At 68.8% G+C, this 8,875-nt stretch carries 9 protein-coding genes and 1 pseudogene; 7 read left to right on the forward strand and 3 right to left on the reverse strand.

Going from position 1 to position 8,875, the window contains the following annotated elements; all coding sequences use genetic code 11:
* The 3 genes and pseudogenes from B4E30_RS07535 to B4E30_RS07545 all read left to right on the forward strand — a co-directional run.
* A pseudogene (locus B4E30_RS07535) lies at positions 1–270 on the forward strand (protein translocase subunit SecD); the annotation flags it as partial.
* Entirely contained in the window at positions 270–1,262 is a 993-nt protein-coding gene (gene secF / locus B4E30_RS07540; RefSeq protein WP_286794423.1) for a protein translocase subunit SecF, read from the forward strand. The pseudogene B4E30_RS07535 and the gene secF, both read left to right, overlap by 1 nt.
* 52 nt (positions 1,263–1,314) lie before the next feature.
* The gene (locus B4E30_RS07545) at positions 1,315–3,561 is read left to right on the forward strand and encodes a RelA/SpoT family protein (protein WP_286794426.1); all 2,247 of its coding nucleotides are present in this window, start codon (positions 1,315–1,317) and stop codon (positions 3,559–3,561) included.
* Here the strand turns inward: B4E30_RS07545 and B4E30_RS07550 are convergent.
* From B4E30_RS07550 to B4E30_RS07560, 3 genes are all read right to left on the reverse strand, one after another.
* Positions 3,548–4,102, reverse strand: coding sequence for a hypothetical protein (locus B4E30_RS07550; protein ID WP_286794427.1), 555 nt, complete (start codon positions 4,100–4,102; stop codon positions 3,548–3,550). The two genes, B4E30_RS07545 and B4E30_RS07550, sit on opposite strands and share 14 nt — an antisense overlap.
* A gap of 58 nt (positions 4,103–4,160) precedes the next feature.
* Entirely contained in the window at positions 4,161–5,531 is a 1,371-nt protein-coding gene (locus B4E30_RS07555; protein ID WP_414683194.1) for a DUF349 domain-containing protein, read from the reverse strand.
* 86 nt (positions 5,532–5,617) lie between these two features.
* Positions 5,618–5,920, reverse strand: coding sequence for a dioxygenase (locus B4E30_RS07560; protein WP_286794429.1), 303 nt, complete (start codon positions 5,918–5,920; stop codon positions 5,618–5,620).
* 161 nt (positions 5,921–6,081) lie between these two features.
* Here B4E30_RS07560 and B4E30_RS07565 point away from each other — a divergent pair, with 161 nt between their 5' ends.
* From B4E30_RS07565 to B4E30_RS07580, 4 genes are all read left to right on the forward strand, one after another.
* Positions 6,082–7,437: a replication-associated recombination protein A gene (locus tag B4E30_RS07565; protein ID WP_286794433.1), complete on the forward strand. Its 1,356-nt coding sequence runs from the start codon at positions 6,082–6,084 to the stop codon at positions 7,435–7,437.
* A 175-nt stretch (positions 7,438–7,612) separates the two neighbouring features.
* Positions 7,613–8,242 (forward strand): 30S ribosomal protein S4, encoded by a 630-nt coding sequence (rpsD, locus tag B4E30_RS07570; protein ID WP_071043477.1) that lies wholly within the window; start codon positions 7,613–7,615, stop codon positions 8,240–8,242.
* A 146-nt stretch (positions 8,243–8,388) separates the two neighbouring features.
* Positions 8,389–8,664, forward strand: a complete 276-nt coding sequence (locus tag B4E30_RS07575) for an ATPase (RefSeq protein WP_071043478.1) — start codon at positions 8,389–8,391, stop codon at positions 8,662–8,664.
* Positions 8,665–8,717: 53 nt separating this feature from the next.
* Positions 8,718–8,875 (forward strand): alanine--tRNA ligase-related protein (locus tag B4E30_RS07580; protein WP_286794435.1); only part of this gene is annotated, 158 nt, incomplete at its 3' end.

An 8,875-nucleotide genomic window follows, 5' to 3' on the forward strand; every position in this document is an offset into this window, starting at 1 on the left:
CCGGTGATGCAGCTGCTCGCCCGCACGAGGTTCTTCGGCTCGGGGCATCCGCTCTCCGGCATGGACCCCGCAGCGCTCGGCGCGGTCTACCGCGGTCGTGCGCAGTTCCGGGAGCCCGTGGCGGCCGGCGGTCGAGGCGGCTCGGCCAAGCGCGCCGGGCGCTCCCGCCACGAGGCCGAACGGCGACAGACGATCGCCGAACGCAAGCGCGCTGAACTGGCGGCCGCAGACGCCCCGGCTGCGAAGACGTCGAAGGAGGGAGACGACTGATGCGCTCCATGAGTCAGCTCGGAAACGACCTCTACACCGGCAAGACCTCCTTCCCGTTCGTCGGGCGTCGCCGGCTGTGGTTCATCATCGCAGCCCTTCTCGTCATCGGTTCCGCGCTCGTACCGCTGTTCCGCCCCATCCAGTTCTCGATCGAGTTCACGGGCGGATCGCAGTTCACGGTGTCGAGCCTGTCCGCGCCCGACCAGACGTTGGCAGGAGACGCCGTGCAGACGGTGGTTGCGGATGCGACGGTGAAGGTCACGACCGTGGGCGACAGCGCCGTGCGCGTGCAGACCGACCAGATGACGGACACCGAGACACGCGAGGTGGCCACCGCACTCGCAACGGCCTACGACGTTCCGGAGTCGGAGGTGACGACCTCGTTCATCGGGCCGAGCTGGGGTCAGGACGTCACGCGTCAGTCGCTGTGGGGGCTCGCGATCTTCCTCGCCCTGACCTTCCTCATCCTCGCGCTGTACTTCCGCACCTGGAAGATGTCGGCGGCCGCGATCCTCGGCCTGGTCGACGTGCTCGTCATCACGATCGGCATCTACTCCCTCGCCGGTTTCGAGATCTCGCCGGCGGCGGTGATCGGATTCCTCACGATCCTCGCGTACTCGCTCTACGACACGACGGTCGTCTTCGACAAGATCCGTGAGAACACCCGCGAGGACGGGGAGATCTCCGGACGGACCTTCGGCGAGTCGGTCAACCTCGCGGTGAACCAGACGCTCGTGCGGTCGATCAACACCACGGTCGTGGCCATCCTCCCCGTCGGCGCAATCCTCTTCATCGGTCCGTGGCTCGGCGCCGAGACCTTGAGCGACATTTCGCTGTCGATCTTCGTCGGCATCATCGTCGCGGCGTATTCGACCCTCTTCGTCGCCGCGCCGCTGTACTCGCTGTTCCGCGAGAACGAACCGGACATGAAGGCGCGAGACGAGAAGGTGCGGGAATCACGCGAGCGCGCGGGCGTTCCGGCCGACGCGTGAGTCGTGGCCGCGGGCGTAGGATGAGGGGATCCGGCGCGGGGGAGGAGGCTCGATGACCGAGGCCGCTCCTCCTGCGCAGTCGACCCTCCGACGCCTCGTGCCCAGGATCTTCTCCCGGGCGGCGCGTCGCGACGACGTCGAGACGCTCATCCGAACGGTCCGCACGCATCATCCGAAGAGCGACCTGACCGTCATCGAGCGGGCCTACGGCGTCGCCGAAGCCGCTCACGAAGGCCAGAAGCGCCAGAGCGGCGAGGCCTACATCACCCATCCGCTCGCGGTCGCGCAGATCCTCGCCGAACTCGGGCTGGGTCCGAAGGCGATCGCGGCGGCGCTTCTGCACGACACCGTCGAGGACACCGCGTACGGCCTCGAGGCGCTCAACGCGGAGTTCGGCGACGAAGTCTCCATGCTCGTCGACGGAGTCACCAAGCTCGACAAGGTCAAGTACGGCGAGAGCGCTCAGGCCGAGACGGTCCGCAAGATGATCGTGGCGATGTCCAAGGACATCCGGGTGCTGGTGATCAAGCTCGCCGATCGCCTGCACAACGCTCGCACGTGGGGATTCGTGCCCTCGCACAAAGCGGCCAAGAAGGCCACCGAGACGCTCGAGATCTACGCTCCGCTGGCGCATCGCCTGGGTATCCAGACCATCAAGTCGGAGCTGGAGGATCTCTCCTTCGCCGTCCTCCACCCGAAGCTCTACGCCGAGATCGACAGCCTCGTCAAGCAGCGCACGCCGCAGCGAGAGGAGTACGTCCAGAACGTCATCGATGCGGTCGACTCCGATCTGCGCGACCTCCGCATCCGCGGGCGGGTCATGGGTCGCCCGAAGCATCTCTACTCCGTGTACCAGAAGATGGTCGTCCGCGGGCGGGAGTTCGACGACATCTACGATCTGATCGGCATCCGCGTGCTCGTCGGCAGCGTGCGCGACTGCTACGCCGTTCTCGGGGCGATCCACGCGCGGTGGACACCCCTCCCGGGCCGATTCAAGGATTACATCGCGACGCCGAAGTTCAATCTGTACCAGTCGCTGCACACCACCGTCATCGGTCCCGGCGGACGAACCGTCGAGATCCAGATCCGCACGCACGAGATGCACCAGCAGGCGGAGTACGGTGTCGCCGCGCACTGGAAGTACAAAGAGCAGATGGCCGGCGGCAAGGCGACCGGCAAGTCGGTCGACGCCGACATGGCCTGGCTCGCGCACATCTCCGACTGGCAGGCGGAGACCGCCGATCCCGGTGAGTTCCTCGACTCGCTCCGGTTCGAGATCGGCGCGAAGGAGGTCTACGTCTTCACGCCGAAGGGGCGCGTGATCGGACTCCCCGCCGGTGCGACGACGGTCGATTTCGCGTACGCGGTGCACACGGAGATCGGCCACCGCACGATGGGGGCGAAGGTCAACGGGCGCCTGGTTCCCCTGGAGACGGAATTGACCAGCGGCGACGTCGTGGAGGTGTTCACCTCCAAGAACCCCGACGCGGGCCCCAGTCAGGACTGGCTCGGCTTCGTCAAGAGCACCCGTGCTCGCAACAAGATCCGCGGATGGTTCACGAAGGAGCGCCGCGAAGAGGCGATCGAGCAGGGGAAGGAGTCGATTGCGCGGGCGATGCGCCGCCAGAACCTGCCGCTGCAGAGGCTCATGCGCCAGGACTCCTTCTCGGAGGTGGCTCAGCAGCTGCGCTACGAAGACGTCTCCGCGCTCTACGCCGCTGTCGGCGAGGGGCACGTGTCGACCCAATCGGTCATCGAGAAGGTGACGGCCCTCGTCGCCGCTGAGGAGACGGCGACCGGGCCCATCGACATCCCGATCGTGGGACGGTCGAGGCAGCCCCGTGCCGGCGACTCCGGGGTGCTCGTGCGCGGGGCTCCCGACATCCTGGTCAAGCTCGCGAAGTGCTGCACACCGGTGCCGGGAGACGACATCGTCGGGTTCATCACCCGCGGAAGCGGCGTCTCGGTGCACCGCGCCGACTGCACCAACGTCAAGGCGCTCATGAAGGACTCGGAGCGCCTCATCGACGTGGAGTGGGGATCGACCGGCAAGAGCGTCTTCCTGGTGCAGATCCAGGTCGAGGCCCTCGACCGCTCCGGCCTGCTCAGCGACATCACCCGCATGCTCAGCGAGCATCACGTCAACATCCTGTCGGCTTCGGTCTCGACGTCGAATGATCGGCTGGCGATCAGCAAGTTCGTCTTCGAGATGGGCGACATCGTCCACCTGGATCGCGTGCTGAACGCGGTGCGCCGCGTCGACGCCGTCTACGACGTCTACCGCGTCACCTCGTCGTGAGCAGCGCCTCGGCCAGGCGTTCGAGCTGGGCTGTCGCCCGTCGCCGGTGAGGCATCCGTCCTCGTGCCGCGAACCACTGCAGCGCCTCGGGGATGGCATAGGGATGCAGCCGGGCGAGGGTGGCGGTGACCCCGCGCACATGCTCGTCGTCGGCGCGCGCGAGGTCTGCGAGCGTTCTCGCGGGCGTCGTGACCCACACGCCGCCGTAGCGCCGCCGGTCCACGCGATCCACGCCTCGATCGTGCACGACGATGCGTCGATCGAAGACGTGGTGCAGGCGTGCGTTCTCGGTACGGCACAGCGTCAGTCTTGCGGGCGGGTCGTTCACGGCGCCGTGAACCCACGCCGCGGAGACGAGACTGACGGTGAGCGCGTCCGGGGCGAGGAGGCGGAGCGATGCCGCTCTGATCTCCGTCGTCTCCACGGCGTCCGACGGCATCCACGCGTCACCGACGTCGACGACGTCGCCGTCCAGACGCGCCGCCGTCAGCTCCGCGATCGAGAGCCGGTGCCCGGCGAAGTAGAGGAAGGCGTTGGTCACGTCGCCATTGTGTGCGCGACGCGACCGCTCGTGACGACCTCCTGCGAAATCTGTGGAATCAGCCGCCGAGTGCGCGCAACCAAGCGCGGCGAGCTTCCAGCGCCTCTCGTGCCTCCGAGATCCTGCGCGCGTCACCGCCCGCCTCGGCGTCGGCGAGATCCGCTTCCAGCTTGGCGATCGCGTCGTTCAGCTGGCGCGTCATGTCATTCGCCCGCGCCTTGGTCTCGGGGTTGTTGCGCTTCCAGTCGGCGTCTTCCCGAGTGCGGACGCTCTGCTCGATCTTGCGCAGGTCGTCATCGAGCGCCCGCTCGGTCTCCCGCGGGTGGATGCGCCCGATGTCGTCCCACTGGCGCTGAATCGCCGTCAGCGATGCCCGGGCCCGCGCGAGGTCTTTCTCGTCGACGATCGGAGCGGCCTGCGCGAGCAGCTCCTTCTTGGCCTCGATCTTCTCCTTCGACGCCTCGGCGTCGGCGGCGGCACGCTCCGATCGGGCGTGGAAGAGCGCGTCGCCGGCCGCCTTGAAGCGCGCCCACAGGGCGTCATCGGCTTTCTTGCCGGCGCGTCCCGCCGCCTTCCACTCGTCCAGGAGCGCTCGGTACGCGGCGATGCCGTCTTCCCCCTGCGGGGCGAGAGCCTCGGCGCGCTCGACGAGCCGGTTCTTGCGCTGTCGGACGCCCTTGTGCGCCTCGTCGAGCTGCGCATAGAACTCGCGTCGGTGCTTGTCGACCGTCGAACGTGCGTCGCGGAATCGCTTCCAGAGTTGCTGTCCGGTGGACTTGGGCAGTCGCGGCCCGTCCTGCTGATGCTTCTGCCAGCGCTCGAACAGCGCCGACATCTCGGCCGAGGCCTGCTTCCACTGGACGGTCTGGGGATCGCGGGCGGCAAGCGCCTCGGCCTCTTCGACGATGGCGGCGCGTTCGGCGACGGCATCGTCGACGGCCTGCTTGGCGGCGGCGGCCTCCGTCGCGCTGGCCGCGCTCAACTCGGTCACCAGCGCCTGAAGCCGAGAGGTGAGTCCGGCGAGGTCGCCGACGGCGGCGGCGCCGTCGACCTTGATCATCACGCCCGCTGCGGCGGCCCGCAGATCCGTGGCGGATGCTCCGCCGCGACGATGCCGCACCTCGAGCAGGGTCACTTCTCCGGCCAGGTCCGCGTACTTGCGCTCGAAATACGCCAGCGCCTCGGCCGGCGACCCGTCGGGGAACTGGCCCACGACGCGCCACGCGTCGCCCTCGCGCACCGATACCGTGCCGTCGTCGTCGACGCGACCCCACGACCCGCTCTCCGCAGCGGGATCAGCGGCAGAGGCCGCACCCTCGGGGGAGGAGACCGCATCGTCGGTGGCCGGTGCGGTGGAGTCGCCCTCGTGCTCGGTCGACGGCGTCTCGGAGGCCTGGGGATCGACGGGGGAGTCTGCTGCGGCAGTCACGGATAGCACCTCATCACGGCACGCGGCCGTCTGCGGGGGATGGACGGTGACAGCCTAGTACGAGCGGCGCTCGGCGCCGATGCCGGTCACGGGCTCGACGTCGGGCTCGGAGAGATACCCTCGGTCGGCTCGGTCGTCGTTGGCGTCGGAGTGGCCGTCGGCTCAACGACCGTGGTCTCCGTGGGCTCCGGGATCGGCACGCCGGGACCGGCCGTGAAGTACACCGTCTGCAGGGCGATGACGCCGGCCAGCACGACACCGCCGATGACCCCCGCCAGCACGTTGTCGCGCGTGCGCCGCCGGATGCGCTCGTCATGGAAGCGGCGGCGGGCCTCGTACAGCCTCGCCCGCTCGCGCATGTCGCGGGTCTTCCGGTCGTTCTTCGCCACCGATCCTCCTCACGGCCTACCGGCCGCGTCGATCCTATCCGCGTCGATTCCGAGGCTTGCCGAGCGGGCCGAATGACGCGACCGTGTCCGCTGGTGCGACTAGCCTTTCGGAGGTGAGTTCGTCGGCGCTTTTCCAGGGGCAGACCCCGCTCGCGGTCCGCATGCGTCCGGCGAGTCTGGCCGAGGTGGCGGGGCAGGGGCATCTGCTGCGCAAGGGGTCGCCGCTTGTCGCTCTCGCAGACCCCGATGCCGCGACAGCCGGGTCGACCTCGGTGATCCTGTGGGGTCCGCCCGGCACCGGGAAGACCACCCTCGCGCAGGCCATCGCGCGGTCGTCGAACCGCCGGTTCGTCGAGCTCTCCGCCATCACCGCCGGCGTCAAGGACGTGCGCGAGGTGATGCAGGACGCCCTGACCCAGCGCGACCTGTACGGGCAGTCCACCATCCTCTTCCTCGACGAGATCCACCGCTTCACCAAGGCGCAGCAGGACGCCCTGCTTCCCGGGGTGGAGAACGGCTGGGTGGTGCTCATCGCCGCGACCACGGAGAATCCGTCGTTCTCCGTCATCTCGCCGCTGCTGTCGCGATCGCTGCTCCTCACGCTGCGTCCGCTGACCGACGACGACCTCGGACTCCTCGTCGACCGGGCGGTCGAGGATCCCCGTGGTCTGGCGGCGACGGTGGCGGTCGACCCCGAAGCGCGCGCCGCGCTCATTCGCCTGTCGTCCGGCGACGCTCGCCGCGCGCTGACCGCGCTCGAGGCCGCGGCCGTGCTGGCTCGTCCCGAGCCGACTGAAGCCGACAGCGATGAGGTTGAGAGCGATGAGGCCGGGAGCGGTGACGACGCGCGGGAGTCCACCGAGCCGCCGGTGCCGACCGTCACCGCGGATCACGTCGCAGCAGCGGTGGATCGCGCACTGCTGCGATACGACCGCCAGGGCGATGAGCACTACGACGTCATCAGCGCGTTCATCAAGTCGATCCGCGGCTCCGACGCCGATGCAGCGATGCACTACCTCGCGCGCATGATCGAGGCGGGAGAGGATGCGCGGTTCATCGCGCGCCGGTTGATCATCTCCGCCGCGGAAGACATCGGTCTCGCCGACCCGCAAGCCCTCCCGATCGCGGTCGCCGCCGCCGATGCGGTGCAGTTCATCGGCATGCCGGAGGGGCGGATCCCGCTGGCCGAGGCGACGGCGTATCTCGCCACCGCCGCCAAATCGAACGCGGCATACCTGGCGATCGACCGGGCGATCGCCGACGTGCGCGCCGGAGGGTTCGGCGGCGTGCCGATCCACCTGCGGGACGCGCACTACGCCGGGGCCAAGCGACTCGGGCACGGCAAGGGATACGTCTATCCGCACGACCTCGACGTGGGGGTCGCGCGCCAGCAGTATCTTCCCGACCATCTGAGGGGGCGGCGCTACTACGAGCCCACCGCGCGCGGGAACGAGCGGGAGATCGGCGCCCGCGTCGAGAAGATCCGTCGCATCCTCGACGACGGCGACCCCCGCTGAGGCGGCGTCCGAGCTCTGATAGACTTGGTCGGCTCGAAACGGCGTTTTCGGGCATCCCCTCTCCTCTTCGACAACCATCCGGCGTGTCCCGGCGTGCAGTCCGGATCGGGCGAGGAGGGGGAGATACGTCCGTGAGCCGCGAGAGACGCGGCCACGTCATCGGAAGGAAGTCTTCGTGGCTACGAAGTCCCAGGACCGCCGCAAGGTCCGCCTGTCGCGCGCGCTCGGCGTCGCGCTCACCCCCAAGGCCGCCCGCTACCTCGAGAAGCGTCCCTACGGTCCCGGTCCCCACGGTCGCAACAAGCGCAAGGCCGACAGCGACTACGCCGTTCGTCTGCGTGAGAAGCAGCGTCTGCGCGAGCAGTACGGCATCCGCGAGAAGCAGCTGCGCATCGCGTTCAACGAGGCCCGCCGCAAGGACGGCCTGACCGGTGAGAACCTGGTCGAGCTGCTCGAGATGCGTCTGGACGCCCTCGTGGTGCGCGCCGGCTTCGCCCGCACCACCGCGCAGGCCCGTCAGATGGTCGTGCACCGTCACATCATGGTCGAGGGCCAGACCGTCGACCGCCCGTCGTTCCGCGTGAAGCCGGGCCAGCTCATCCACGTCAAGCCCAAGAGCGAGGGCATGGAGCCGTTCCAGGTCGCCGCTCTCGGCGGTCACGCCGAGGTGCTGCCTCCCGTTCCCGGCTACCTCGAGGTCGAGCTCGACAAGCTCCAGGCCCGGCTCGTGCGTCGCCCCAAGCGCGCCGAGGTGCCCGTGACCTGTGACGTCCAGCTCGTCGTCGAGTACTACGCAGCGCGCTGAGCGCTGCGGCGTACAGGTACGCCGCGCGCTGAGCGTTTCGTTCGAAGGGCGTCGGGGAGACCCGGCGCCCTTCGTCGTCCCCTGCACTCCCCGCCGACCGCCTACGATGGAGCGAGTCGTGTCTGGACACCGAAGGAGACCGTGACATGAAGAACGTCGTGTGGTTCCTGCTGGGCGTCGCGGGGGGATTCGTCGCCGCGCACGTGGTGAACAAAGACCCGCGCGGGCATGAGCTGCTCGCCGAGGTCGACTCCCGCATCGGGGAGTTCACCGATCGGATGGGCGACGCCTACCGAGAACAGGAAGCCCGCATCACCGGCATCGTCGAGAGCGTGGCCGATGTCGCGGCCGAGGCCGTGGCGTCGACCAGGTCCGCCGCTTCGGAGGCGGCGGATCGCGTCACCGACAAGAACGCAGACTGAACCACCGACGCTGCCGGTCGTCGGCCGAGCCGCGTCTCACCACGAAGGACCGCATGAAGACCGCTGACATCGCCCAGCGCTATCTCGACTACTTCGAGAACAACGGCCACACGATCGTCCCGTCGGCCTCGCTCGTGACCAGCGACCCGTCGCTGCTGTTCACCGTCGCCGGCATGGTGCCGTTCATCCCGTATCTCACCGGTGTCGTCCC

The sequence above is a fragment of the Microbacterium sp. UBA3394 genome (genome assembly GCF_002358725.1).
In the GTDB taxonomy this organism is placed as follows: Bacteria; Actinomycetota; Actinomycetes; order Actinomycetales; family Microbacteriaceae; genus Microbacterium; species Microbacterium luteum.